The sequence below is a fragment of the Dickeya fangzhongdai genome (assembly GCF_002812485.1).
Taxonomy (GTDB): domain Bacteria; phylum Pseudomonadota; class Gammaproteobacteria; order Enterobacterales; family Enterobacteriaceae; genus Dickeya; species Dickeya fangzhongdai.
In genome coordinates, this window is the sequence record NZ_CP025003.1 from 247,015 (window position 1) to 270,932 (window position 23,918).

The 23,918-nt window shown below is 54.4% G+C and carries 21 protein-coding genes and 4 tRNA genes; 18 read left to right on the top strand and 7 right to left on the bottom strand.

Annotation, left to right across the window (positions count from 1 at the left end; translation table 11 throughout):
• Positions 1–273: 273 nt before the first annotated feature.
• The 15 genes from CVE23_RS01125 (at position 274) to CVE23_RS01195 (ending at position 16,074) form a co-directional block, all read left to right on the top strand.
• Positions 274–349, top strand: a tRNA-Thr gene (locus CVE23_RS01125).
• Positions 350–366: 17 nt separating this feature from the next.
• Positions 367–451: transfer RNA gene (locus CVE23_RS01130), tRNA-Tyr, on the top strand.
• A gap of 137 nt (positions 452–588) precedes the next feature.
• A tRNA-Gly gene (locus CVE23_RS01135) sits at positions 589–663 on the top strand.
• Between the two features lie 9 nt (positions 664–672).
• A tRNA-Thr gene (locus CVE23_RS01140) sits at positions 673–748 on the top strand.
• A 106-nt stretch (positions 749–854) separates the two neighbouring features.
• Complete coding sequence (gene tuf / locus CVE23_RS01145; protein ID WP_012882957.1) at positions 855–2,039, top strand: elongation factor Tu; 1,185 nt, start codon at positions 855–857, stop codon at positions 2,037–2,039.
• Between the two features lie 234 nt (positions 2,040–2,273).
• Complete coding sequence (gene secE / locus CVE23_RS01150; protein ID WP_033568032.1) at positions 2,274–2,657, top strand: preprotein translocase subunit SecE; 384 nt, start codon at positions 2,274–2,276, stop codon at positions 2,655–2,657.
• Position 2,658: 1 nt separating this feature from the next.
• The gene (gene nusG / locus CVE23_RS01155) at positions 2,659–3,204 is read left to right on the top strand and encodes a transcription termination/antitermination protein NusG (RefSeq protein WP_015848189.1); all 546 of its coding nucleotides are present in this window, start codon (positions 2,659–2,661) and stop codon (positions 3,202–3,204) included.
• A 149-nt stretch (positions 3,205–3,353) separates the two neighbouring features.
• The gene (rplK, locus tag CVE23_RS01160; protein WP_015855385.1) at positions 3,354–3,782 is read left to right on the top strand and encodes a 50S ribosomal protein L11; all 429 of its coding nucleotides are present in this window, start codon (positions 3,354–3,356) and stop codon (positions 3,780–3,782) included.
• 3 nt (positions 3,783–3,785) lie between these two features.
• On the top strand, positions 3,786–4,490 hold the full coding sequence (rplA, locus tag CVE23_RS01165; RefSeq protein WP_038917498.1) for a 50S ribosomal protein L1: 705 nt from the start codon (positions 3,786–3,788) through the stop codon (positions 4,488–4,490).
• Between the two features lie 314 nt (positions 4,491–4,804).
• Positions 4,805–5,302, top strand: a complete 498-nt coding sequence (gene rplJ, locus CVE23_RS01170) for a 50S ribosomal protein L10 (RefSeq protein WP_012882962.1) — start codon at positions 4,805–4,807, stop codon at positions 5,300–5,302.
• Between the two features lie 66 nt (positions 5,303–5,368).
• Positions 5,369–5,737: a 50S ribosomal protein L7/L12 gene (rplL, locus tag CVE23_RS01175; RefSeq protein WP_015855383.1), complete on the top strand. Its 369-nt coding sequence runs from the start codon at positions 5,369–5,371 to the stop codon at positions 5,735–5,737.
• 323 nt (positions 5,738–6,060) lie between these two features.
• Entirely contained in the window at positions 6,061–10,089 is a 4,029-nt protein-coding gene (gene rpoB, locus CVE23_RS01180) for a DNA-directed RNA polymerase subunit beta (protein WP_038663343.1), read from the top strand.
• Positions 10,090–10,196: 107 nt separating this feature from the next.
• Positions 10,197–14,420 (top strand): DNA-directed RNA polymerase subunit beta', encoded by a 4,224-nt coding sequence (rpoC, locus tag CVE23_RS01185; protein ID WP_038917499.1) that lies wholly within the window; start codon positions 10,197–10,199, stop codon positions 14,418–14,420.
• A gap of 134 nt (positions 14,421–14,554) precedes the next feature.
• Positions 14,555–14,890: a hypothetical protein gene (locus CVE23_RS01190; protein WP_225622629.1), complete on the top strand. Its 336-nt coding sequence runs from the start codon at positions 14,555–14,557 to the stop codon at positions 14,888–14,890.
• Positions 14,891–14,976: 86 nt separating this feature from the next.
• Positions 14,977–16,074, top strand: a complete 1,098-nt coding sequence (locus tag CVE23_RS01195) for a DUF1176 domain-containing protein (RefSeq protein ID WP_100848701.1) — start codon at positions 14,977–14,979, stop codon at positions 16,072–16,074.
• 273 nt (positions 16,075–16,347) lie between these two features.
• Here CVE23_RS01195 and CVE23_RS01200 read toward each other — a convergent pair whose 3' ends face one another.
• The gene (locus CVE23_RS01200) at positions 16,348–16,530 is read right to left on the bottom strand and encodes a DUF1127 domain-containing protein (RefSeq protein WP_072093542.1); all 183 of its coding nucleotides are present in this window, start codon (positions 16,528–16,530) and stop codon (positions 16,348–16,350) included.
• Positions 16,531–16,789: 259 nt separating this feature from the next.
• Positions 16,790–16,996, bottom strand: coding sequence for a DUF1127 domain-containing protein (locus CVE23_RS01205; RefSeq protein WP_082202679.1), 207 nt, complete (start codon positions 16,994–16,996; stop codon positions 16,790–16,792).
• Between the two features lie 161 nt (positions 16,997–17,157).
• On the opposite strand from CVE23_RS01205, the gene CVE23_RS01210 reads away from it, so the two are divergent.
• Complete coding sequence (locus CVE23_RS01210; protein ID WP_100848703.1) at positions 17,158–18,588, top strand: aminotransferase-like domain-containing protein; 1,431 nt, start codon at positions 17,158–17,160, stop codon at positions 18,586–18,588.
• Positions 18,589–18,743: 155 nt separating this feature from the next.
• Here the strand turns inward: CVE23_RS01210 and CVE23_RS23205 are convergent, their stop codons facing one another.
• From CVE23_RS23205 to CVE23_RS01230, 5 genes are all read right to left on the bottom strand, one after another.
• Positions 18,744–19,046: a DUF2645 family protein gene (locus tag CVE23_RS23205; protein ID WP_100848704.1), complete on the bottom strand. Its 303-nt coding sequence runs from the start codon at positions 19,044–19,046 to the stop codon at positions 18,744–18,746.
• Between the two features lie 22 nt (positions 19,047–19,068).
• Complete coding sequence (locus CVE23_RS22590; protein ID WP_145958391.1) at positions 19,069–19,446, bottom strand: hypothetical protein; 378 nt, start codon at positions 19,444–19,446, stop codon at positions 19,069–19,071.
• A gap of 203 nt (positions 19,447–19,649) precedes the next feature.
• Positions 19,650–20,417 carry a molybdopterin-dependent oxidoreductase gene (locus tag CVE23_RS01220; protein ID WP_100848705.1) on the bottom strand — a complete coding sequence of 256 codons (768 nt, stop codon included), beginning with the start codon at positions 20,415–20,417 and terminating at the stop codon, positions 19,650–19,652.
• Positions 20,410–21,009, bottom strand: a complete 600-nt coding sequence (locus CVE23_RS01225) for a cytochrome b/b6 domain-containing protein (protein WP_100848706.1) — start codon at positions 21,007–21,009, stop codon at positions 20,410–20,412. The genes CVE23_RS01220 and CVE23_RS01225 overlap by 8 nt, the downstream gene beginning before the upstream one ends.
• 13 nt (positions 21,010–21,022) lie before the next feature.
• Positions 21,023–21,646 carry a hypothetical protein gene (locus CVE23_RS01230; protein WP_038663328.1) on the bottom strand — a complete coding sequence of 208 codons (624 nt, stop codon included), beginning with the start codon at positions 21,644–21,646 and terminating at the stop codon, positions 21,023–21,025.
• 164 nt (positions 21,647–21,810) lie between these two features.
• Between CVE23_RS01230 and CVE23_RS01235 the strand changes: the two genes are divergently transcribed.
• Positions 21,811–22,482: a heavy metal response regulator transcription factor gene (locus CVE23_RS01235; RefSeq protein ID WP_038663326.1), complete on the top strand. Its 672-nt coding sequence runs from the start codon at positions 21,811–21,813 to the stop codon at positions 22,480–22,482.
• Positions 22,479–23,912, top strand: coding sequence for a heavy metal sensor histidine kinase (locus CVE23_RS01240; RefSeq protein ID WP_100848707.1), 1,434 nt, complete (start codon positions 22,479–22,481; stop codon positions 23,910–23,912). Before CVE23_RS01235 ends, CVE23_RS01240 begins: the two co-directional genes overlap by 4 nt.
• Positions 23,913–23,918 lie beyond the last annotated feature (6 nt).

A 23,918-nucleotide genomic window follows, 5' to 3' on the forward strand; every position in this document is an offset into this window, starting at 1 on the left:
CATCTCATGCTCAGGACTGCCACAAAGGGGGGCATTATCACTTTTTTGGTGCAGATATTCGGTGATGGCGGTGACATATCATTGATGCCTGAATGCCTGAGAACCGTACGCGCAGAGCGCTTTTAACATGTTTCCTGATGCTTATTTGCACGAATGATTGACAGTAATGTGAAACAGCATCCGAATTTGTGCAAAATCTAAGCGATAGCGCATTTTGAGCAATTTTTTTGTTGCATAGACCGGCCCCTCTGCCTAGAATGCGCAACACTTGATGCCGGCTTAGCTCAGTAGGTAGAGCAACTGACTTGTAATCAGTAGGTCGCCAGTTCGATTCCGGCAGCCGGCACCATCAAGTACATACAATAAGGTGGGGTTCCCGAGCGGCCAAAGGGAGCAGACTGTAAATCTGCCGTCACAGACTTCGAAGGTTCGAATCCTTCCCCCACCACCAAATTCAATCCTGGCGACAGGATGCAATCGATGCGGTACGAAATATCAAAGCCGAATCGAAAAAAAAGCAAGGTATCAATGTAAATTGTGCCTTGCTTTAATGTTCTACAGAGAAATCAGGTAGCCGAGTTCCAGGATGCGGGCATCGTATAATGGCTATTACCTCAGCCTTCCAAGCTGATGATGTGGGTTCGATTCCCACTGCCCGCTCCAATTAGATGTGCTGATATAGCTCAGTTGGTAGAGCGCACCCTTGGTAAGGGTGAGGTCGGCAGTTCGAATCTGCCTATCAGCACCACTTCTTTATTTTCCTCCTGATTTTCTTTCTGTTAAAAGCTCAGCAAGTAATTGCTTGGTTGATGTGGTGATACCACCGATTTATCCGTGTCTTAGAGGGACAATCGATGTCTAAAGAAAAATTTGAACGTACAAAACCGCACGTTAACGTCGGTACTATCGGCCACGTTGACCATGGTAAAACAACGCTGACCGCAGCCATCACTACCGTTCTGGCGAAAACCTACGGTGGCCAGGCTCGTGCATTCGACCAGATCGACAACGCGCCGGAAGAAAAAGCGCGTGGTATCACCATCAACACCTCTCACGTTGAATACGATACCCCGACTCGTCACTACGCGCACGTTGACTGCCCGGGACACGCCGACTACGTGAAAAACATGATCACCGGTGCTGCCCAGATGGACGGCGCGATCCTGGTAGTTGCTGCGACTGACGGCCCGATGCCGCAGACTCGTGAGCACATCCTGCTGGGTCGTCAGGTAGGCGTTCCGTACATCATCGTGTTCCTGAACAAATGCGACATGGTTGATGACGAAGAGCTGCTGGAACTGGTTGAGATGGAAGTGCGCGAGCTGCTGTCTCAGTACGACTTCCCGGGCGACGACACGCCGGTTATCCGCGGTTCCGCGCTGAAAGCGCTGGAAGGCGATGCCGAGTGGGAAGCGAAAATCATCGAACTGGCCGAAGCGCTGGACAGCTACATTCCGGAACCGGAGCGTGCGATTGACAAGCCGTTCCTGCTGCCGATCGAAGACGTATTCTCCATCTCCGGCCGTGGTACCGTAGTAACCGGTCGTGTAGAGCGCGGCATCATCAAAGTGGGTGAAGAAGTTGAAATCGTGGGTATCAAAGACACCACGAAAACCACCTGTACTGGTGTTGAAATGTTCCGCAAACTGCTGGACGAAGGCCGTGCTGGCGAGAACGTGGGTGTTCTGCTGCGTGGTACCAAGCGTGATGAAGTTGAGCGTGGTCAGGTTCTGGCCAAGCCGGGCTCAATCAAGCCGCACACTCAGTTCGAATCTGAAGTGTATATCCTGAGCAAAGACGAAGGTGGCCGTCACACGCCGTTCTTCAAAGGCTACCGTCCGCAGTTCTACTTCCGTACAACTGACGTGACTGGCACCATCGAACTGCCGGAAGGCGTAGAAATGGTAATGCCGGGCGACAACATCAAGATGGTCGTAAACCTGATCGCGCCGATCGCGATGGACGACGGTCTGCGTTTCGCTATCCGTGAAGGCGGCCGTACTGTAGGCGCCGGCGTGGTTGCCAAAGTTATCGCTTAATTGCTGATAAAATTTGACGCAACATGCGGTAAAAGGGCATCATTTGATGCCCTTTTTCTACGCTGTTGTCGTAGAACCTATCTCATCAGCGATTGTGCAGTATAATCATTGGTGAGATAGGCTCTGTGTAAGCGGTGTGAGTCCCGGATTGCTTGATTTTAGAATACTTTCCGGTCTGGTTTGCCCTTACGGCAGGGCAAAATTATTTGTCTGAATCTAGTGACAGGTTGGTTTATGAGTGCGAATACCGAAGCTCAGGAGAGCGGGCGTGGTCTTGAGGCGCTGAAATGGCTGGTCGTTGCAGTATTGCTGATCGCGGCAATTGTAGGTAATTACTACTACCGTGAATTCAGCTTGCCGCTGCGTGCATTGGCTGTGGTTATTTTAATTGCTGCTGCGGGCGGCGTGGCATTGCTGACGACGAAAGGCAAAGCAACGGTTTTGTTTGCGCGTGAAGCCCGGACCGAAGTTCGCAAGGTGATCTGGCCGACCCGGCAGGAAACATTGCACACCACTCTGATCGTTGCTGCTGTAACTGCCGTTATGTCGCTGATTCTGTGGGGACTGGATGGCATTCTGGTGCGTCTGGTATCGTTTATTACTGGCCTGAGGTTCTAAGATGTCTGAAGCTCCAAAGAAACGTTGGTACGTCGTTCAGGCGTTTTCTGGCTTTGAAGGTCGCGTAGCACAGTCTCTGCGTGAACATATCAAGCTCCATAACATGGAAGACCACTTTGGTGAGGTGATGGTACCGACCGAAGAAGTGGTTGAAATTCGTGGCGGCCAGCGTCGCAAGAGCGAGCGCAAATTCTTCCCGGGCTACGTGCTGGTACAGATGGTGATGGATGATGCCAGCTGGCATTTGGTCCGTAGCGTACCGCGCGTCATGGGGTTCATCGGCGGGACGTCCGATCGCCCTGCGCCGATCAGCGATAAAGAAGTGGACGCTATCATGAACCGTCTGCAGCAGGTGGGCGACAAGCCGCGGCCGAAAACGCTGTTCGAACCGGGCGAAATGGTGCGCGTTAACGACGGCCCGTTTGCCGATTTCAACGGTGTGGTGGAAGAAGTCGATTACGAGAAAAGCCGCCTGAAGGTTTCCGTCTCCATCTTTGGTCGAGCGACCCCTGTCGAGCTGGATTTCAGCCAGGTTGAAAAAGGCTAATCACTGCCTAAATTCGATACTTGTATCCGGCGCGAAATTGACCTACAATTTCGCGCCTTTGTTTTATGTGTCACTAAGACGCATAACATGTTTATAAATCGCGGGGGAGCTTCTTCGTGAAGCGTTATTACCCATTAGAGGAAAGCTAAATGGCCAAGAAAGTACAAGCCTATGTCAAGCTGCAGGTTGCAGCTGGTATGGCTAACCCGAGTCCGCCAGTTGGTCCGGCTCTGGGTCAGCAGGGTGTTAACATCATGGAATTCTGTAAGGCATTCAACGCTAAAACAGAAAGCCTGGAAAAAGGTCTGCCGATTCCGGTTGTTATCACTGTTTACTCCGACCGTTCCTTCACCTTCGTTACCAAAACTCCGCCGGCATCCGTACTGCTGAAAAAAGCGGCTGGTATCAAGTCTGGTTCCGGTAAGCCGAACAAAGACAAAGTGGGTAAAGTGACCCGTGCTCAGGTTCTGGAAATTGCCCAGACCAAAGCGGCGGACATGACTGGTGCTGACGTGGAAGCCATGGCGCGTTCCATTGAAGGTACTGCTCGTTCCATGGGCCTGGTAGTGGAGGACTAAGAAATGGCTAAGCTGACCAAGCGCATGCGCGTGATCCGTGACAAAGTTGATGTAACCAAACAATATGACATCAACGAAGCCGTTGCCCTGCTGAAAGAGCTGGCCACTGCTAAATTTGTTGAAAGTGTTGACGTTGCCGTAAACCTGGGCATCGACGCACGTAAATCCGACCAGAACGTCCGTGGCGCGACTGTACTGCCGCACGGTACTGGCCGTACTGTTCGCGTCGCTGTATTTACTCAGGGTGCCAACGCTGAAGCTGCTAAAGCCGCCGGCGCTGACCTGGTAGGTATGGATGACCTGGCTGAGCAGATCAAGAAAGGCGAGATGAACTTCGACGTAGTTATTGCTTCTCCGGATGCAATGCGCGTTGTTGGTCAACTGGGCCAGATCCTGGGCCCGCGCGGCCTGATGCCGAACCCGAAAGTGGGCACTGTAACCCCGAACGTTGCTGAAGCTGTGAAAAACGCTAAAGCTGGTCAGGTGCGTTACCGTAACGACAAGAACGGTATCATCCATACCACTATCGGTAAGGTTGATTTCGACGCTGATAAACTGAAAGAAAACCTGGAAGCTCTGCTGGTTGCGCTGAAAAAAGCCAAACCGGCTCAGGCGAAAGGCGTTTATATCAAGAAAATCAGCCTGTCCACCACCATGGGTGCTGGCGTTGCCATCGATCAGAGCGGCCTGAACGCAGTCGCAAACTGATAGCTTTTGTTCCTCTTTACCCGGGCGAGGGATTTCTTTATAATCTTACGCCCGTTGTTCTGTAAATGAACAAGAGACGATTTTTCGGTTGGAGCCTGGCCTAATCCAGGCCTCCGTCCAAGACCGCAGGTGTTTCGTCAGAAACTTAATTTTCCTGCGTAGACGGTGACAGAGCCTAAAGAACATTTTTATTCTTTTTTAAAGAATAGTCCTGCTGGATTCTGCTCACCGTGTTTCAGCGCCTGTCTCCGTTTTGGCGGCAGGTGAAGTGAGTTCCGGAGATTTTCTCCGGCTAAATCCAGGAGCAAAAGCTAATGGCATTAAATCTTCAAGACAAACAAGCGATTGTTGCTGAAGTCAGCGAAGTGGCCAAAGGCGCGCTGTCTGCGGTAGTTGCGGATTCCCGCGGCGTTACCGTAGATAAAATGACTGAACTGCGTAAAGCAGGTCGTGAAGCTGGCGTATACATGCGTGTTGTTCGTAACACCCTGCTGCGCCGCGTCGTTGAAGGCACTCAGTTCGAATGCCTGAAAGACACGTTTGTTGGTCCGACCCTGATTGCATACTCTATGGAACACCCGGGCGCTGCCGCTCGTCTGTTCAAAGAGTTCGCGAAAGCGAATGCAAAATTTGAGGTTAAAGCTGCGGCCTTTGAAGGTGAGTTGATTCCGGCGGCTCAAATTGACCGTCTGGCAACGCTGCCGACTTACGAAGAAGCAATTGCACGCCTGATGGCGACCATGAAAGAAGCCTCTGCTGGCAAACTGGTCCGCACTCTGGCTGCTGTTCGCGATCAGAAAGAAGCTGCTTAATCGCACTTTTCCTGTTATCGCATTTGCTAACGTATAAACTTTTTCTGATTGTTAGGAACAATTGTCATGTCTATCACTAAAGATCAAATCATTGAAGCAGTAGCGGCTATGTCTGTAATGGACGTTGTTGAGCTGATCTCTGCAATGGAAGAAAAATTCGGCGTTTCTGCTGCTGCCGCTGTTGCTGTAGCTGCTGCTGGCCCGGCTGAAGCTGCTGAAGAGAAAACCGAGTTCGACGTTATCCTGAAAGCTGTTGGCGCTAACAAAGTTGCCGTTATCAAAGCAGTTCGTGGCGCAACTGGCCTGGGTCTGAAAGAAGCGAAAGACCTGGTTGAGTCTGCTCCGGCCGCTCTGAAAGAAGCCGTGAGCAAAGATGACGCTGAAGCTCTGAAAAAATCTCTGGAAGAAGCTGGCGCTGAAGTTGAAGTTAAATAAGCCAACCCTTCCGGTTGCAGCCTGAGTTATCAGGCTGATGGCTGGTGACTTTTTGGTCACCAGCCTTTTTGCGCTGTAGGGTGTCGGTAGCGTTTCACACTGTTTGACTACCGATTTCCCGTCAATGCTTGTTTCTATCGACGACTTAATATATTGCGTCAGGGCGTTCGTTCTGTGTAAAGCGTAATGAAATGATTTAAGAGTGATAGAAACAGGTATTGCGGAAAGTGTTCCACTTTCCGATCGACATAAATGGTGTCGCATGAACCGCCCTTTTCAGGGTGGACAAAGTGGGTCGACTTGTCAGCGAGCTGAGGAACCCTATGGTTTACTCCTATACCGAGAAAAAACGCATTCGTAAGGATTTTGGGAAACGTCCACAAGTTCTGGATATCCCATATCTCCTTTCTATCCAGCTTGACTCGTTCCAGAAGTTTATCGAGCAAGATCCGGAAGGCCAGTACGGTCTGGAAGCGGCATTCCGTTCCGTATTTCCTATCGCAAGTTACAGCGGTAATTCCGAGCTGCAGTACGTGAGTTATCGTCTGGGTGAGCCGGTATTTGACGTTCAAGAGTGTCAAATCCGCGGTGTTACCTTCTCCGCGCCGCTGCGCGTGAAACTGCGTCTGGTGATCTACGAGCGCGAAGCGCCGGAAGGCACCGTTAAAGACATCAAAGAACAAGAAGTGTACATGGGCGAGATTCCGCTCATGACCGACAACGGTACCTTTGTCATCAATGGTACTGAGCGTGTTATCGTTTCTCAGTTGCATCGTAGCCCGGGCGTCTTCTTTGACAGCGACAAGGGTAAAACCCACTCTTCCGGTAAGGTGCTGTATAACGCACGTATTATTCCTTACCGTGGTTCCTGGCTGGATTTTGAATTCGACCCGAAAGACAACCTGTTTGTCCGTATCGACCGTCGCCGTAAACTGCCTGCTACCATCATTCTGCGTGCGCTGAGTTACTCCACCGAAGAAATTCTGGATCTGTTCTTCGATAAAGTGGTGTACGAAATCCACAACAACAAGCTGCAGATGGAGCTGGTGCCGGAACGTCTGCGTGGCGAAACCGCGTCGTTCGACATCGAAGCTGACGGTAAAGTCTACGTTGAGAAAGGCCGCCGCATCACCGCGCGCCATATTCGTCAGCTGGAAAAAGACGGCATCGAGCGCATTGAAGTACCGGTCGAATACATCGCCGGTAAAGTGCTGGCTAAAGATTACGTGGATGAAAGCACCGGTGAAGTGATCGCGATGGCGAACATGGAACTGTCGCTGGATCTGCTGGCTAAACTGAGCCAGGCGGGTCATAAGCGTCTCGACACGCTGTTCACCAATGATCTGGACCACGGTCCGTACATGTCCGAGACCCTGCGTGTCGACCCGACCAACGATCGCCTGAGCGCGCTGGTCGAAATCTACCGCATGATGCGTCCGGGCGAGCCGCCGACACGTGAAGCGGCCGAGACGCTGTTCGAAAATCTGTTCTTCTCCGAAGATCGTTACGATCTGTCCGCGGTTGGTCGTATGAAGTTCAACCGTTCCCTGCTGCGCGAAGAAATCGAAGGTTCCGGGATTCTGAGCAAAGCGGACATTATCGATGTGATGAAAAAACTCATCGATATCCGTAACGGTAAGGGTGAAGTCGACGATATCGACCATCTGGGCAACCGTCGTATCCGTTCCGTGGGCGAAATGGCGGAAAACCAGTTCCGCGTCGGTCTGGTGCGTGTTGAACGTGCGGTGAAAGAGCGTCTGTCTCTGGGCGATCTGGATACGCTGATGCCGCAGGACATGATCAACGCCAAGCCGATTTCCGCAGCGGTGAAAGAGTTCTTCGGTTCCAGCCAGCTGTCCCAGTTTATGGATCAGAACAACCCGCTGTCCGAAATTACGCATAAACGCCGTATTTCCGCATTGGGCCCAGGCGGTCTGACCCGTGAGCGCGCCGGCTTTGAAGTTCGAGACGTACACCCGACCCATTACGGCCGCGTATGTCCTATCGAAACGCCGGAAGGTCCGAACATCGGTCTGATCAACTCGCTGTCTGTGTACGCGCAGACCAACGAATACGGCTTCCTGGAAACCCCGTATCGCCGTGTACGCGATGGCGTGGTGACCGACGAAATCCATTACCTGTCGGCGATTGAAGAAGGCAACTACGTTATTGCTCAGGCGAACACCAACCTGGATGACGAAGGTCACTTCATCGAGGAACTGGTTACTTGCCGTAGCAAAGGCGAATCCAGCTTGTTCAGCCGCGATCAGGTTGACTACATGGACGTTTCCACCCAGCAGGTGGTTTCCGTCGGTGCGTCCCTGATTCCGTTCCTGGAACACGATGACGCCAACCGCGCCCTGATGGGTGCGAACATGCAACGTCAGGCGGTACCGACTCTGCGCGCTGACAAGCCGCTGGTGGGCACCGGTATGGAACGTGCGGTCGCGGTGGACTCCGGTGTAACCGCCGTTGCCAAACGCGGCGGTCTGGTCCAGTACGTGGATGCGTCCCGTATCGTGATCAAGGTTAACGAAGATGAAATGTACCCGGGCGAAGCCGGCATCGACATCTACAACCTGACCAAATACACCCGTTCCAACCAGAACACCTGCATCAACCAGATGCCGTGCGTGTCGCTGGGCGAGCCGGTTGAGCGCGGCGATGTGCTGGCCGACGGCCCGTCCACCGATCTGGGTGAACTGGCGCTGGGTCAGAACATGCGCGTCGCGTTCATGCCCTGGAACGGTTACAACTTCGAAGACTCCATCCTCGTTTCCGAGCGTGTGGTGCAGGAAGACCGTTTTACCACCATCCACATTCAGGAACTGGCGTGCGTGTCTCGTGACACCAAGCTGGGGCCTGAAGAGATTACTGCCGATATCCCGAACGTGGGTGAAGCAGCGCTCTCCAAGCTGGATGAATCCGGCATCGTTTACATCGGTGCGGAAGTGACCGGCGGCGATATTCTGGTCGGTAAAGTGACGCCGAAAGGCGAAACCCAGCTGACGCCGGAAGAGAAACTGCTGCGCGCCATCTTCGGTGAGAAAGCGTCTGACGTGAAAGACTCTTCTCTGCGTGTGCCGAACGGCGTTTCCGGTACGGTTATCGACGTGCAGGTCTTTACCCGCGATGGCGTGGAAAAAGACAAACGTGCGCTGGAAATCGAAGAAATGCAGCTCAAGCAGGCGAAGAAAGACCTGACTGAAGAACTGCAGATTCTGGAAGCCGGCCTGTTTGCCCGTATCCATGACGTGCTGGTTGCCGGCGGCATCGAAGCGGACAAACTGGACAAGCTGCCGCGCGAGCGTTGGCTGGAACTGGGTCTGACCGACGAAGAGAAGCAGAACCAGCTGGAGCAGTTGGCCGAGCAGTATGATGAACTGAAACACGAATTCGAGAAGAAACTCGAAGCCAAACGCCGCAAAATCACCCAGGGTGATGACCTGGCGCCGGGCGTGCTGAAGATCGTCAAAGTGTATCTGGCTGTTAAGCGTCAGATCCAGCCGGGTGACAAGATGGCAGGCCGCCACGGTAACAAGGGTGTTATCTCCAAGATCAACCCGATCGAGGATATGCCTTACGACGAGAACGGTACGCCGGTCGATATCGTACTGAACCCGCTGGGCGTACCGTCACGTATGAACATCGGTCAGATTCTGGAAACCCACCTGGGTATGGCTGCCAAAGGCATCGGCGACAAGATCAACGCCATGCTCAAGCAGCAGCAGGAAGTGGCCAAGCTGCGCGAGTTTATCCAGAGAGCTTATGACCTGGGTAACGACGTGCGCCAGAAAGTCGACCTGAACACCTTCAGCGATGAAGAAGTGCTGCGTCTGGCGGAAAATCTGAAGAAAGGTATGCCGATCGCCACGCCGGTGTTCGACGGTGCCAAGGAAAACGAGATCAAAGAGTTGCTGAAACTCGGCGATCTGCCGACTTCTGGTCAGATCCGTCTGTTCGACGGCCGTACCGGCGAGCAGTTCGAGCGTCCGGTTACCGTGGGCTACATGTACATGCTGAAACTGAACCACTTGGTGGATGACAAGATGCATGCCCGTTCTACCGGCTCTTACAGCCTGGTTACCCAGCAGCCGCTGGGTGGTAAGGCGCAGTTCGGTGGTCAGCGCTTCGGTGAGATGGAAGTGTGGGCGCTGGAAGCTTACGGCGCAGCCTATACCCTGCAGGAAATGCTGACGGTGAAATCCGATGACGTGAACGGCCGTACCAAGATGTACAAAAACATCGTGGATGGCGATCACCGGATGGAACCGGGCATGCCGGAATCCTTCAACGTACTGTTGAAAGAAATCCGCTCCCTGGGTATCAACATCGAGCTGGAAGAAGAGTAATCCCAGCCTGATAGCGCTGCGAGCATTCGTTACAGGGGCACCTGAACCGTGTTTTTAACGGCATGGTTCAGGTGTCTGACAGGTCTAACTCCGACAGGAGCCAATCCGTGAAAGACTTATTAAAGTTTCTGAAAGCGCAAACTAAAACCGAAGAGTTTGATGCGATCAAAATTGCTCTGGCCTCGCCAGACATGATCCGTTCCTGGTCTTTTGGTGAAGTGAAAAAGCCAGAAACCATCAACTACCGTACGTTCAAACCGGAACGTGACGGCTTGTTCTGCGCCCGTATTTTTGGGCCGGTAAAAGACTACGAGTGCTTGTGCGGTAAGTACAAGCGCCTGAAACACCGTGGCGTGATTTGTGAGAAGTGCGGCGTTGAAGTGACCCAGACCAAAGTGCGCCGTGAGCGCATGGGCCACATCGAGCTGGCGTCTCCGACCGCTCACATCTGGTTCCTGAAATCCCTGCCGTCCCGTATCGGCCTGCTGCTGGATATGCCGCTGCGCGATATCGAACGCGTACTGTACTTCGAATCCTATGTGGTGGTCGAAGGCGGCATGACCAATCTGGAGCGCCGTCAGATCCTGACTGAAGAGCAGTATCTGGACGCGCTGGAAGAGTTCGGTGACGAATTCGACGCCAAGATGGGCGCCGAGGCGATCCAGGCTCTGCTGAAAAACATGGATCTGGAGCAGGAATGCGAACAGCTGCGCGAAGAGCTGAACGAAACCAACTCCGAGACCAAACGTAAGAAGCTGACCAAGCGCATCAAGCTGCTGGAAGCATTCGTGCAGTCCGGCAACAAGCCGGAGTGGATGATCCTGACCGTGCTGCCGGTGCTGCCGCCGGATCTGCGTCCGCTGGTTCCGCTGGACGGCGGTCGTTTCGCGACCTCCGACCTGAACGATCTGTACCGTCGCGTGATCAACCGTAACAACCGTTTGAAACGCCTGCTGGATCTGGCTGCGCCGGACATCATCGTACGTAACGAAAAACGTATGCTGCAGGAAGCGGTGGATGCGCTGCTGGATAACGGCCGTCGCGGTCGTGCGATCACCGGTTCCAACAAGCGTCCGCTGAAATCGCTGGCTGACATGATCAAAGGTAAGCAGGGTCGTTTCCGTCAGAACCTGCTGGGTAAGCGCGTGGACTACTCCGGTCGTTCCGTAATTACCGTTGGTCCGTACCTGCGTCTGCACCAGTGCGGTCTGCCGAAGAAAATGGCGCTGGAACTGTTCAAACCGTTCATCTACGGCAAGCTGGAACTGCGTGGTCTCGCTACCACCATCAAAGCCGCCAAGAAAATGGTGGAACGCGAAGAAGCAGTTGTATGGGATATCCTGGATGAAGTCATCCGCGAGCACCCGGTACTGCTGAACCGTGCGCCGACCCTGCACCGTCTGGGTATTCAGGCGTTCGAACCGGTACTGATCGAAGGTAAAGCCATTCAGCTGCACCCGCTGGTGTGTGCGGCGTATAACGCCGACTTCGACGGTGACCAGATGGCTGTTCACGTACCGCTGACGCTGGAAGCCCAGTTGGAAGCGCGTGCGCTGATGATGTCCACCAACAACATTCTGTCGCCGGCGAACGGTGAGCCGATCATCGTTCCGTCTCAGGACGTGGTGTTGGGTCTGTACTACATGACTCGTGACTGTGTTAACGCCAAAGGCGAAGGCATGGTGCTGACCGGTCCGAAAGAAGCCGAGCGTATCTATCGCGCTGGCCTGGCTTCGCTGCACGCTCGCGTGAAGGTGCGTATTACCGAGCACCAGAAGAATGCGCAGGGCGAGTGGACGCAGAAAACCAGCCTGATCGACACTACCGTGGGTCGTTCTATCCTGTGGATGATCGTGCCGAAAGGTCTGCCTTACTCCATCGTCAACCAGGCGCTGGGTAAGAAAGCGATCTCCAAGATGCTGAACACCTGCTATCGCGTGTTGGGTCTGAAGCCGACGGTTATTTTTGCCGACCAGATCATGTACACCGGTTTTGCTTACGCGGCGCGTTCCGGTTCTTCCGTTGGCATCGACGATATGGTCATTCCGGCGAAGAAAGTGGAAATCATCAGCGAAGCGGAAGCCGAAGTTGCCGAGATCCAGGAGCAGTTCCAGTCTGGTCTGGTAACCGCGGGCGAACGTTACAACAAAGTCATCGACATCTGGGCCGCGGCGAACGAGCGTGTGGCCAAGGCGATGATGGAAAACCTCTCTACCGAAACGGTGATCAACCGTAACGGCGAAGAAGAGAAACAGGTTTCCTTTAACAGCATCTTTATGATGGCCGACTCCGGTGCGCGTGGTTCTGCGGCACAGATTCGTCAGCTGGCGGGGATGCGTGGTCTGATGGCGAAGCCGGACGGCTCCATCATCGAAACGCCGATCACTGCGAACTTCCGTGAAGGTCTGAACGTACTCCAGTACTTCATCTCCACCCACGGTGCGCGTAAAGGTCTGGCGGATACCGCGTTGAAGACAGCGAACTCCGGTTACCTGACTCGTCGTCTGGTTGACGTGGCGCAGGACCTGGTGGTGACCGAGGACGATTGCGGTACCCACGAAGGCATCATGATGACGCCGGTTATCGAAGGCGGCGACGTGAAAGAGCCGCTGCGTGAGCGCGTACTGGGCCGTGTAACGGCGGAAGACGTGCTGAAACCGGGCACCGCAGACATTCTGGTTCCGCGCAACACGCTGCTGAACGAGAAATGGTGTGACCTGTTGGAAGAAAACTCGGTCGACGCGGTGAAAGTACGCTCCGTAGTAGGTTGTGAAACCGACTTCGGCGTGTGCGCCAAGTGCTACGGTCGCGACCTGGCGCGTGGTCACATCATCAACAAAGGTGAGGCCATCGGGGTTATCGCGGCGCAGTCCATCGGTGAACCGGGTACTCAGCTGACGATGCGTACGTTCCACATCGGTGGTGCGGCATCCCGTGCGGCAGCCGAATCCAGCATTCAGGTGAAAAACAAAGGTAGCCTGAAACTGACCAACGCCAAGTTCGTTAAGAACAGCGCCGGCAAGCTGGTTATCACCTCGCGTAACACCGAGCTGAAACTGATCGACGAATTCGGTCGTACCAAAGAAAGCTATAAAGTGCCTTACGGCGCGGTTATGGGCAAAGGCGATGGCTCAGAAGTTAACGGTGGCGATACCGTAGCGAACTGGGATCCGCATACCATGCCGGTTATCACCGAAGTGGGCGGTAGCATTCGCTTTACCGATATGATCGATGGCCAGACGATTACTCGTCAGACCGACGAACTGACCGGCCTGTCCTCCATCGTGGTACTGGACAGTGCGGAACGTACCGGTGGCGGTAAAGACCTGCGTCCGGCGCTGAAAATCGTTGACGCTAACGGCGACGACGTACTGATTCCGGGCACCGACATGCCGGCGCAGTACTTCCTGCCGGGTAAAGCGATTGTCCAGCTGGAAGACGGTTCTCAGATCGGCGCGGGTGACACCCTGGCGCGTATTCCGCAGGAATCCGGCGGTACCAAGGATATTACCGGTGGTCTGCCGCGTGTTGCCGACCTGTTCGAAGCCCGTCGTCCGAAAGAGCCGGCGATTCTGGCGGAAATCAGCGGCGTGGTGTCCTTCGGTAAAGAAACCAAAGGCAAACGTCGTCTGGTGATCACACCGGTTGACGGCAGCGAACCGTACGAAGAGATGATTCCGAAGTGGCGTCAGCTCAACGTGTTCGAAGGCGAACGTGTGGAACGCGGCGACGTGATTTCCGACGGTCCGGAATCTCCGCATGACATCCTGCGCCTGCGCGGCGTACACGCGGTAACCCGTTACATCGTGAACGAAGTGCAGGAAGTTTACCGACTGCAGGGCGTGAAGATTAACGATAAACACATCGAAGTTATCGTTCGTCAGATGCTGCGTAAAGGCACCATCGTCAATCCGGGCAGCTCTGAGTTCCTGGAAGGCGAGCAGGTGGAAATGTCGCGCATCAAGATCGCCAATCGTCAGTTGGAAACGGACGGCAAGATTTCGGCAACTTACAGCCGCGACCTGCTGGGTATCACCAAAGCGTCTCTGGCTACCGAGTCCTTCATCTCCGCTGCGTCGTTCCAGGAAACGACCCGCGTGCTGACGGAAGCGGCGGTTGCCGGCAAACGCGATGAGCTGCGTGGCCTGAAAGAGAACGTCATCGTGGGTCGTCTGATCCCGGCCGGTACCGGCTATGCGTACCATCAGGATCGCATGCGCCGCCGTCAGGCTGGCGAAGTCCCGGCAGTGGCTCAGGTGAGCGCGGATGAAGCATCTGCCAACCTGGCTGAACTGTTGAACGCGGGCTTTGGCAGCAGCGACGACGAATAACCGTCAGTTTCACCGATAATAAAAAACCGTACCTTAGCGATAAGGTGCGGTTTTTTTTATATTCTTATTTCACATGAAGATCTTTTATTGACGACCGTGACTGTTTAAAAATGGTCGATTGCGGAACTCACCCGATGGCCGTCGCAAGCGACGTTAAAAAACGCTTTCAGCGTTTTATGATTCGTTCCGCCCTAATGGCGGAACTCACCCAATGGGCCGTCGCAGGCGACGTTAAAAAACGCTTTCAGCGTTTTATGATTCGTTCCGCCCTAATGGCGGAACTCACCCGATGGGCCGTCGCAGGCGACGTTAAAAAACGCTTTCAGCGTTTTATGATTCGTTCCACCCTAATGGCGGAACTCACCCGATGGGCCGTCGCAAGCGACGTTAAAAAACGCTTTCAGCGTTTTATGATTCGTTCCGCCTTTAATGGCGGAACTCACCCAATGGGCCGTCGCAGGCGACGTTAAAAAACGCTTTCAGCGTTTTTTTAGTGGCGGGGAAAAGACATAATTGCGCTATAACATCAGCATGGAAGTTTCATAAGGAATGTCCGATGCGATTCACGACAACGCTTTCAGGCATCATTCTGGTTTTGCTGTCCGGCAGCGCGTTCAGCGCCGGCGAGATGCCTTCCGGTTATCCGACTCCGGTGCAGAAGGTATTCAGGCACTGGCAGATTACCTGCAACAACCTGAATGACTGCGACATCAGGAACAATGACCCGTACCTGCGTGTGACGCTAAAGCGTGAAGCGGGCGCTCAGGGCAAAATCTCATTGGACTTCGATCTGGCCGATAAGCGTCAGGCGCTGTATCTGGATGGCGTCCGCTTTCAACTGACCCAGCCAGCCTGGCAGACGGATGAGGAAGAAGGCGCGTTTTACGTCCATACCGATCAACTGGATGTGATCCAGCAGTTTGTGCTGGCGGCCAAAAACGCCAAACGGCTGTCGCTGTCGGAGCACAGTGGTAGTCAGAGTAATAATCAGGAAGAATCCATCTCGCTTAACGGCCTGAATGCAGCGTTATTGCTGGCGGATGAACGGCAGGGGCGCCTGAATAACCTCAGCGCATTATTGCAGGTCGGAAATGGTGAGGTGGCGCAGGTGCCGCCGGTACCGGTGGGACAGGAAATCAACCCGGCTTATACCCAGCCGCCGCCGCTGACCAATGCGAAAACGCTGATTAACGGCGTGATCGGCGCTAAAAAAACCTTGCTGGAAGAGGAAGACTGCGGGTTGAGCAAAGAAGCTCGCCAGTTGAGTGAGGCCGAACCGCTGACCAACGAGCTGGCGCTGGTGATGCTCAACTGCGGCATGGGAGCCTATCAATCCTCAAGCATGCTGTTTGTCACTCCACGCAATAACCCGCAGGCCGCGCAGTTGCTGGAATTGCCAAGGCCGATTCGCCCGGCGGACAGCCGTGAGGAAAAAATCCGTTGGTTTACCGAAGCGGACTATGACCCGGAAAGCGGCATGTTGTATCACTCGGCGAAAGGGCGCGGCATCGCCGACTGCGGCGAAAGCGCGCAGTGGGTGTTTGACGGCAAGACTTTTCAGCTTGTGGCCTACAACTATCAGCCGGAATGCAACGGCGGGCAGCCGGGCGACTGGCCGTCAGTATGGGCGATGCCGGGCTACCCGACCGAGTAGCCCGACACGATGTTGACAGGACCGGCGCGGGTTGTGTCTCTCCGCCCGCGCTGGCCGAGGATGAGGCGGAGCAGGCGGTAGGTTTCTGCTCCGGCTGTATCAGCCCACGCACTGTAACAACCGCCCGGCGGCACAGCGACGGGCAATTCGGCGATGTGCGCAGCGGTACGCAGACCATCGCCTTCTCTCGGTATTGATTGCTTTTTTCTGCGCAGTGTCTCGCATATTCTGCCCTGCCTCCGTGTTATTCGACTCGTTATCGTTTGTTCGTTGCTACCATAAATTGTCCACATCCCGGCGCGTCAGCCCCATGTCCTCCAACCGGTTGTTGTCCAGTCGACGTAGCGCCTTTCGTGCCTGTACTCGCTGTCGCCAGGCGTGCCAGCGTTGGCGGAAATGATGAAGGAAGAAACGCGGGCCGACGGCGGTATTTGAAGGGCGGTGTAGCTGTGTCATGGTGGTATCCCCGGTGAACTGTGCTGGAAATAGTGTGCAACCGGTGAGTTTTAGGATACAGATGCAGAAAATGGCTATTCTGATCATACAGAGGAACGGTTAGGCGATCTGAATTGCGATTTTTTGTGTGATCTGTACCTGTTTTTGGCGCTCAATTCATGGTTTAAAGAAAACAAGCAATTATCGCGATAAGGCGTTGCCAAACGCCGCGGCTTTCCAGACAGGCGGCCGTGGCCGCCTATAATCGTAGTGCTGCTTGCTAAATCCTGTCCGGCCAGTTCCGGTAAAGGCGCTGTATGTCTTCCCGTTTCAGGCCGATATCTTTGAGACGTTCATCGTTCAGTTCATTCAGGATTTTGCGGGTCTGGTGGTGCTGGTACCAGATCCATAATCGCCGTAGCAGGCGCAGTTGAATGGGCATGTGGGGGGATGACTCAAGGCGATGGGGAGGGAATAGTATCGTCATGGCGATTCTCCGCAGGTGATGACCCTTATTATCATGGCAAACCCATCTGTCTGGTTTTAGAGGCAGTCTTGGATTTTATTTTTGATACAGATGAGCGATATGACGATCTGAATGGTCGTTTACGCCGCATTCTGTATGGAAACCAGAAGGAAAATACATCAATGACGCGATATCAGCTTCTGGCCACTTTATTGGCGCAGCGAATTGAACAAGGGCTGTATCAGAGCGGCGAGCGTTTGCCATCGGTACGTGCGTTAAGTCAGGAGCATGGCGTCAGTATCAGCACGGTTCAGCAGGCATATCATTTGCTGGAAGAGAAGCGGCTGATCGTACCGTTGCCTCGTTCGGGATATTTCGTTAAACCCCGTATGGCGGCCGCGCCGATTCCGGCAATGACTCGCCCGGTACAGCGCCCGGTGGAGATTAACCGGTGGGATTCGGTACTGAATCTGCTCCGTTCCCGCGCCGATCCGGAAATTCTGCAGTTGGGGGGGAGTCTTCCCGATCTGGCGCAAAGCACGCTGAAACCATTGTGGAAGAACATTAATCGTATCGGGCAAAAACAGGATATCGCCACTATGGGTTATGACTGTCCGGATGGTCTGCCGCTGTTGCGTGAACAAATTGCCCGACTAATGATTGATAGCGGCTGCCAGCTATCGGCGCAGGATATCATCGTTACTCATGGTTGTACGCAAGCGCTGTCGATTGCGATACGGGCGGTGTGTGATCCCGGCGATATCGTTGCCATTGAGTCGCCGGTGTTTCATTGCATCATGCAGATACTGTGCGGTCATGGCATCAAGGTGATTGAAATTCCTACTGACTTTGCCAGCGGGATAAGCCTTGAAGCGCTGGAGCTGGCGCTGGAGCAATGGCCGGTGAAGGCGGTGCTGACGGTGCCGAGTTGCAACAATCCGCTGGGGTTCGTTATGCCGGAACATCGCAAACGAGCATTGATGACGCTGGCGCAACGTTATGACATCGCCATTATTGAAGATGATGTGTATGGGGATCTAACGTATGACTATCCGCGGCCGATTACCCTGAAATCCCTCGATTATGACGGGCGGGTTCTGACATGCAGCTCTTTTTCCAAAACGCTGGTCCCCGGCCTACGAATCGGCTGGGTGGCGCCGGGGCGTTATCTGGATCGGGCGCTGTATATGAAGTACACCAGCACCGGAGCGATATCCATATATTTCCAACAGGCGGTGGCCGAATTTATCCAGCAGGGATATTACATGCCGCATGTACGCCGAATGCGTTCGTTCTATCAGCGCAATCTGGAAGCGTTAGTCAACCTGGTGCGTCGTGTGTTTCCGGATACGATTTGTCTCAGCCGCCCGCAAGGCGGGTTTGTACTGTGGGTTGAGTTGCCTGAAGAGTTTGATGGCGTACGGTTGAATCACAGTCTGGCTAACAAAAAAATCAGGATTTATGAAGGGGAGCTGTTTTCTGTAGGCGGGAAATACCGTCATTGCCTGCGATTGAGTTATGCCTTGCCATTAACACCGGATAGGGAGGCGGCCATTATCACATTAGGGAATGTGATTGTCGGGGAGCTTGCCAGCAATCCGGTGGCGGGGTAGACGTTCAAATACCACTAAACCAATTATCCCCTTGATCTTCCTGGCAGCTGCCGGGGTTGTGTTGAGGGGATTATTTAGCTTGTTACTTTTTAACATTGGTAGCGTTGGTATTTTCACTTGTTGGCTGCGCCTATTAAGGATGTTATATAATCACCTTAGCAGACATAAAATCTTAAGAAAGATCTCCATGCGTAATAAAGAATAGAAATAAAAAATATGGCTATATTAGTTTTGCTTTTTTTTAAGAAGAGGAAAGGAATGAGCATTGCTAACGGTATGATTGTATGAAAGAAATATCCGTCCTCGATTGGCAATTCGCAAATACTTCTAATAGAACCGTCACCGATCATCCATTCGTACTCTCCCGTTGTAAATAAATTGATGAAAAAAAATAAAACAACAACGTATAATATAAAAATAAAATTCAACAGGTTGCTTTTTGTTGTTTGTTTAATCATATAATGTCACTCAATGATAATTTTAAGGTGTTACCTTAATGGAGGCGTTTCCATAAAGCAATCTGTTAACCCTTTCCCTATTTCGTAACATGGCTCGTCCATATGATGTCCATACCCTTTCTGATGTTCCTTCTTTAGCACTATATGATCTTATGAAATCATTTAGATTACGTTGAATACCTCTATTGTAGCGGGAGCCAGCTATAACAAATTGTTCATCATTCAGGTTCATTGTATCGATATCAGGATAATCAAAATGGATAAGGTCGTTAAGGTGTTGCGCTGTCATCGCCAGATTAAAATTATCTTTTTGTAAACAAATTGAAATGTATGTCATTTCTGCGTTGGTCAAGCTATCGGGATTTTTCCCGAAAATTTCTGCGACCACTCTTATTTGCATTCAATAATCCCCATAGATGTTTTTTCTGGGGAACCGATTGTGGTTATGTTTCTTTCCATCCATTTTTTAGCAAGGAAATCAGCTTGCCTCACATTCAATACGGTGTCTTTGAAATGGTCAGGCATTCCACCGGCTTCTACTCTTGCTACTGATGCCAGGAGTGTTGCAGGTATACTCTTGCCTGTGGGTCATGCATAAACATTTTAAATACCACTAAACCAGTTATACCCCTGATCTTCCCAGTAGCCGCCGGGGTTGGTGTCGCTGACGAACAGTGCTGCGATATGTTTGGCGTTTTTGAAGCCGAGTTTGGTAGGGACGCGCAGCCGTAGCGGGTAGCCGTAGTCGGCGGGTAATGCCTGATCGCCGAATTCCAGCGCCAGAATGGTTTGCGGGTGCAGGGCGGTCGCCATATCGATGCTGGAGTAATAGCGGTCGGCGCATTTGAAGCCGACATAACGGGCGGTGAGGTCAGCGCCGATATGCTGCAGGAAGAGGCGCAGCGGAATGCCGCGCCACTGGCCGATAGCGCTCCAGCCTTCGATGCAGATCAACCGGGTAATCTGTGTTTCCTGCGGTAGCTGGCGCAGTTGCTCCAGTGTCCAGATTCCCTTTTTCTCCACCTTGCCTGAAACCTCCAGACGATAACTGTCCAGATCGATCTCCGGCACATTGTATTCTGGATAAAAGGCGTTAAACGGAAATGGCTGGGTTATCTGATCCGGGCGATAGCTGGGAGCCAGCCGCTGTCCGCTGAATAGCCACGCCTGTACCCGGTCGTTCCAGCGCGACATCGCCCACAGCACCTTGTCGACGCTGTCGCCGTCTTGCATATTGCAGCCGGTAAGCATCGCCACGGCGCCGAGCGTCAGCCCGGAGCGCAACATCAGGCGGCGTTCCAGATTCACCAGCTGTTTTTTCTGGTCCGGCTCCAGTATCAGCGGCGCGCGGCGCGGCGATTTATCACTCATGTTTGCCTCCGGTCAGCATCGCCCACAGCGTACGCGGGACTACCAGCACCATCACCACGTGGATCACCACAAACAGGCCGATTCCGCTCATGGCAAAGAAATGCACGTAGCGAGCGGCGGCGAAACCGCCCAACAGATTGGTCAGTTCCTGCAACTGCACCGGTTTCCAGAGAGCCAGCCCGGACAGCACCAGCAATATGCCCAGCGCGATAACGCCGAAATACATCAGCTTCTGAATGGCGTTGTACTGGAAGGATTCGTGCCGCAGGCGGAAGGTCAGCGCCAGCCGGATATCGCGCCGGAGCGATGCCGGCGTGAGCGGCAACCAGCGTCGCCGCCAGTGTCCGCTGCACAGGCTCCACAACACATACAGCAAGCCGTTGCTCACCAGCAACCACATCACCGCCAGATGCCAGCCGATAGCGCCGCCCAGCCAGCCGCCTAACGTGATGGCTTGGGGAAAGCGGAAAGCAAACAGCGGCGAGGCGTTGTAGATTTCCCAGCCGCTCATGAACATAGCGGTCATCGCCAGCAGGTTGACCCAGTGGGTGAGCCTGACCGGCCAGGTGTGCACGGGAGGTGATGTTTGCATCGCTGTGCCTTGATTACATCGGCGGCACGGTGCCGTCTTTCCCGGCCGAAATGGCGATGGCGACCCGGTTGCCCTGCTCGTCGACGTTGGAGAACAGTACGATATGCGTGCCCGGTTTCAGCAGGCTGCGATCGCCGGGCGCGATGCTGACGATAGGCACGTCATCCGGCACCACCACGGTTTTCTGTTCGCCGTTGTAAGTGACGGTCAGGGTGCGGCCGTTGCTGTTTACCAGCTTGCCGACGGTGCCGTTGGTCATGGTGCCGCTTTTACCATCGGCGGATTCCCACGGCCGGTGACCTTCGCCGGCGCCGCGCAGGCTGGCGTCAAACACATGCACTTCCAGCGCTTTCAGCGTGCCGTCCGGTTGGGGAATGGCGGCGGTGCCGATGAAACTGTCCGGTTTGATGGTGTCCGGGCTGGCTTTGGTCACGCTCGTCACCCGGGTCCGGTCGGTCAGCTTGACATCAATTTTTTGCCCTTTACGGTCGGTCAGTTGTAACTGGCTGTCCGATACTGCGCTGATGGTGCCGCGCACCGGCGGTTGCGGTTTGGCGGGAGCATCGGCGGCGAAAGACCATTGGCTGCATAGCAGCAATGAGGAAAACAGCAGTCCGGTAAAACGATGACGTATCATGATGACAGGCTCCTGGGTTGGCGTTTTCCCCCATCATGGTGAGGCCATCAGGTCGTCAGGATGACCGTATGATGACATTAATGTCATCAAGTCGGCCGGGCGGAGTTGCTATGATGAGGCGATGTTTCGGCAGCGATGCCGCCAGTACAGCGGGAGTGATAACGATGCGTATTCTGGTGATTGAAGATGACGCCGGCACCGGGGATTACCTGAAAAAAGGGCTGACCGAGGCGGGATATGCGGTCGACCTGGCGCGCAACGGCACCGACGGATTGTTCAATGCGCTGGAACACGGCTACGACGCTGTCATTCTGGATGTGATGCTGCCGGGGCTCAATGGCTGGCAGATTATTGAGATGCTGCGCAAGAAGAGCGATGTGCCGGTGCTGTTTCTGACGGCGCGCGACCAGTTACACGACCGCATTCACGGGCTGGAGCTGGGCGCGGACGATTACCTCATCAAACCGTTTTCCTTCACTGAACTGGTACTGCGCGTTCGCACCCTGTTGCGTCGCGGCGTGGTGCGCGAGGCGGATCACTACATGGTGGCGGATCTGCAACTGGATGTGCTGCGGCGTAAAGCCACGCGTCAGGATACGGTGATTCCACTGACCAACAAGGAGTTCATGTTGCTGCATTTGCTGGTGCGGCGCGAAGGCGAGGTGCTGTCCCGTACCCTGATTGCTTCGCAGGTGTGGGATATGAACTTCGACAGCGACACCAACGTGGTGGATGTGGCGGTGAAACGCCTGCGCGCCAAAATCGACAAGCCGTTTGACGTCAAGTTGATCCATACCGTGCGCGGTATCGGCTATGTGTGCGAGCCGCGCTCATGAACGTGTTTTTTCAGCGCTGGCGCGCCAGTTCGCTGACGTTGCGTTGCAGCCTGTTGTTCGCGCTGGCGACCGCGCTGGTGGTCAGCAGCGTCGGCGGCTATCTGTACGGCGCTCTGCGTCAGGAGATGTACCGGCGCAGCGACGTGCAGGTTACCGGGCGGGTGGAGTACTACCGCCATCTGTTGGGCCGGAATTTCACCTTGCCGATGCTGACCGCCAACACCGGCATGTTCGAAAATATGCTGGGGAACGAGCAGGACGTGCTGCTGTTTTCCCTGCCGGGGCAAAAGCCGCTGATTAACGTCAACCCGGCGCATATTGCTCTGCCGGACATTCCCCCGATCGCGGTGGACGCGCCGCTGCAAACCGATGCGGTACGCGGCAGCCTGACGGAGCAGGGCGTACCGCTGCGGGCGATAGCCGCACAGGTGCGGCTGAATGACGGTCAGATGTTGCAGGTCACGGCGGCTCACGTGATGTTCAGCGAACAAAAGATGCTGGAACACTATCTGTGGCGTGTGATGGGGGCGGTGGCGATCGCCTTTGTGCTGATTGGCGGGCTGGGCTATCTGGCGCTGCGCCGCGGTTTATTGCCGTTGTGGCGGATGACGGCGCAGGCGTCGGCGATCGCGCCGAATACGCTGTCCACCCGGATCAGCGACGCGGATGCGCCGCAGGAAATGCGACAGTTGATTCGCGCGTTTAACGCCATGCTGGACCGACTGAACGACGGTTACCTGCGGCTGACCCAATTTTCCGCCGATCTGGCGCACGAAATCCGCACGCCGATTGGCGCGCTGATGGGGCATTGCCAGGTGGCGCTGTATCAGCCGCGTAGCGTGGAAGAGTATGAGACGCTGCTGTCCGACAACATCGCCGAGCTGGAGCGCATGTCGCGCATGGTGGAAAACATTCTGTTTCTGGCCCGCGCCAGTCACGAGCAGCCGGTGCTCAATCGCGTGCCGGTCGAGGTGGCGACTGAACTGCGTCGGGTAGCGGATTACTTTGAGATGCTGGCGGAAGAACGCGGTATCGAACTGTTGTGCGAAGGCAATGCCCGGCTGGCGGTGGATGCGTTACTGTTCCAGCGTGCGCTGGGCAATCTGGTCGCCAACGCAGTGCGTTACGCCAAAGCCGACAGCCCGGTGCGGCTGAGCGTAGCCGCATCTTCTGAGCGAGTGGTGGTCGAGGTGACTAACCTCGGTCCGGTGCTGCCGCCCGCGCAACTGGAACGCTTGTTCGACCGGTTTTACCGCGCCGACGCCACCCGCAGCGTCAGCAGCGATTCCAGCGGGCTGGGGTTGTCGATCGTGCGGGCGATCATGACATTGCACGGCGGCGAGGTCATTGCCCGTTGCGATCCGCGCGATGAAACGATCGGGCGGATCACTTTCAGCCTGATCTTTCCTGCCAGTCATGACGACAGGTGATGAAGA

Coding starts and splice junctions, on each gene's coding strand:
- tuf (WP_012882957.1), top strand. CDS start 855: ATGTCTAAAGAAAAATTTGAACGTACAAAACCGCACGTTAACGTCGGT.
- secE (WP_033568032.1), top strand. CDS start 2,274: ATGAGTGCGAATACCGAAGCTCAGGAGAGCGGGCGTGGTCTTGAGGCG.
- nusG (WP_015848189.1), top strand. CDS start 2,659: ATGTCTGAAGCTCCAAAGAAACGTTGGTACGTCGTTCAGGCGTTTTCT.
- rplK (WP_015855385.1), top strand. CDS start 3,354: ATGGCCAAGAAAGTACAAGCCTATGTCAAGCTGCAGGTTGCAGCTGGT.
- rplA (WP_038917498.1), top strand. CDS start 3,786: ATGGCTAAGCTGACCAAGCGCATGCGCGTGATCCGTGACAAAGTTGAT.
- rplJ (WP_012882962.1), top strand. CDS start 4,805: ATGGCATTAAATCTTCAAGACAAACAAGCGATTGTTGCTGAAGTCAGC.
- rplL (WP_015855383.1), top strand. CDS start 5,369: ATGTCTATCACTAAAGATCAAATCATTGAAGCAGTAGCGGCTATGTCT.
- rpoB (WP_038663343.1), top strand. CDS start 6,061: ATGGTTTACTCCTATACCGAGAAAAAACGCATTCGTAAGGATTTTGGG.
- CVE23_RS01190 (WP_225622629.1), top strand. CDS start 14,555: ATGGCCGTCGCAAGCGACGTTAAAAAACGCTTTCAGCGTTTTATGATT.
- CVE23_RS01195 (WP_100848701.1), top strand. CDS start 14,977: ATGCGATTCACGACAACGCTTTCAGGCATCATTCTGGTTTTGCTGTCC.
- CVE23_RS01200 (WP_072093542.1), bottom strand. CDS start 16,530: ATGACACAGCTACACCGCCCTTCAAATACCGCCGTCGGCCCGCGTTTC.
- CVE23_RS01205 (WP_082202679.1), bottom strand. CDS start 16,996: ATGACGATACTATTCCCTCCCCATCGCCTTGAGTCATCCCCCCACATG.
- CVE23_RS01210 (WP_100848703.1), top strand. CDS start 17,158: ATGACGCGATATCAGCTTCTGGCCACTTTATTGGCGCAGCGAATTGAA.
- CVE23_RS23205 (WP_100848704.1), bottom strand. CDS start 19,046: ATGATTAAACAAACAACAAAAAGCAACCTGTTGAATTTTATTTTTATA.
- CVE23_RS22590 (WP_145958391.1), bottom strand. CDS start 19,446: ATGCAAATAAGAGTGGTCGCAGAAATTTTCGGGAAAAATCCCGATAGC.
- CVE23_RS01220 (WP_100848705.1), bottom strand. CDS start 20,417: ATGAGTGATAAATCGCCGCGCCGCGCGCCGCTGATACTGGAGCCGGAC.
- CVE23_RS01225 (WP_100848706.1), bottom strand. CDS start 21,009: ATGCAAACATCACCTCCCGTGCACACCTGGCCGGTCAGGCTCACCCAC.
- CVE23_RS01230 (WP_038663328.1), bottom strand. CDS start 21,646: ATGATACGTCATCGTTTTACCGGACTGCTGTTTTCCTCATTGCTGCTA.
- CVE23_RS01235 (WP_038663326.1), top strand. CDS start 21,811: ATGCGTATTCTGGTGATTGAAGATGACGCCGGCACCGGGGATTACCTG.
- CVE23_RS01240 (WP_100848707.1), top strand. CDS start 22,479: ATGAACGTGTTTTTTCAGCGCTGGCGCGCCAGTTCGCTGACGTTGCGT.